Annotated in this window: 2 protein-coding genes (1 of these 2 cut by a window edge); one reads left to right on the top strand and one right to left on the bottom strand. The window is 24.3% G+C overall.

The genetic code is table 11. The features are described from left to right. The first annotated feature begins 205 nt into the window (after positions 1 to 205). Positions 206 to 586 (top strand): DUF1540 domain-containing protein, encoded by a 381-nt coding sequence (locus tag G3997_RS04080; protein ID WP_296648537.1) that lies wholly within the window; start codon positions 206 to 208, stop codon positions 584 to 586. 466 nt (positions 587 to 1,052) lie between these two features. Here G3997_RS04080 and G3997_RS04075 read toward each other — a convergent pair whose 3' ends face one another. Continuing rightward, positions 1,053 to 1,077: the 3' portion of an AIM24 family protein gene (locus G3997_RS04075; protein ID WP_442971238.1), read on the bottom strand. Its footprint extends 713 nt past the window's final position; the window shows 25 of its 738 coding nt (coding positions 714–738); its start codon lies off the right edge, out of view; it ends in the stop codon at positions 1,053 to 1,055.

The raw sequence follows: 1,077 nt of genomic DNA, 5'->3' as shown, positions 1-1,077 counted from the left end.
AGTATTTTTAATATACTCATATATTTAGTAATAATTAGTACATACTTTGATATCAAATAAAACAAAGGCACGATAGTAAAATTGTAATCAATACTTAAAGATAAGTTAGATGAATTAGAGAAATTAAGGCAAAGTTTAGGTTTATAGAATTATATTCTATCTTTTGGAAATAATAAAATAGATATTTATTAAGGAGGTAAATAAAATGCAAAGAGGAAATTTAAAATGTAATGCAACTAATTGTGCACATAATAGAGATTATGAGTGTAAAGCAGGTATGATACATGTAAGTGGACGTGGTGCAGTAGCAATTGAAGGAACTTCTTGTACAAGTTTTGTAGATAGAGATAGTAGTAGTATTGTAAATAGTCTAGCTGGTGATCCTAGAGAAAAAGAATCATTTTTTAATAGCGCTAACCATGCTTTTGTAAATAGTGATGGTAGTTCAACTACAGAACCACGTGATATAAAATGTGAAGCTCACAATTGTATATATAATAAACATAAAGATTGTTATGCAGAATATGTTCAAATAGATGCAACTAATGCATATTGTCAGTCTTTTGAATATGGAGGAGATATGTAATACTATAAAAATGAACTTCCTAAAATATTAATAGAAATGAGCTTGAATACTTGAAGATCGGTTAAAAGAACTACTAAGATACAATAATTGGTAGTTCTTTTTTATCTATAAATATATTATTATATAAAATTCTTATTACTTTTTATTTATATTCGAAGATTAATAATATTGAATGAACACTTAATTATTAGAGTATTCAATATAAAAATTTTCATACACAATTAATATGATTAACATAAATTAGTTAATATTAGCTAATAATAATATTGGAAATAATAAGCTAGTTTACAAAGGAGAATAAAAATTATGTTATTAATAAAAAATGGTAAAATAATGACCATGGCTGATAAAACTTATAATAGAGGGTCTATTTTAATAAAAGATAAAAAGATTGTAGAGATAGGAGAAAATATTAATATAAGTGATAATGAAGATTGTAAAATAATTGATGCAGAAAATTATTGGGTTATGCCAGGTATAATAGAAGCTCA

The sequence above is a fragment of the Romboutsia sp. 13368 genome, from assembly GCF_018336475.1.
GTDB lineage: Bacteria > Bacillota > Clostridia > Peptostreptococcales > Peptostreptococcaceae > Romboutsia.
The sequence above is the reverse complement of the archived record's forward strand: the minus strand, read 5'-3'. Positions and strand labels throughout refer to the sequence as shown.

Bases quoted from the DNA above. Each gene is read 5' to 3' on its own strand.
- G3997_RS04080 (WP_296648537.1), top strand. From the start codon at position 206: ATGCAAAGAGGAAATTTAAAATGTAATGCAACTAATTGTGCACATAAT.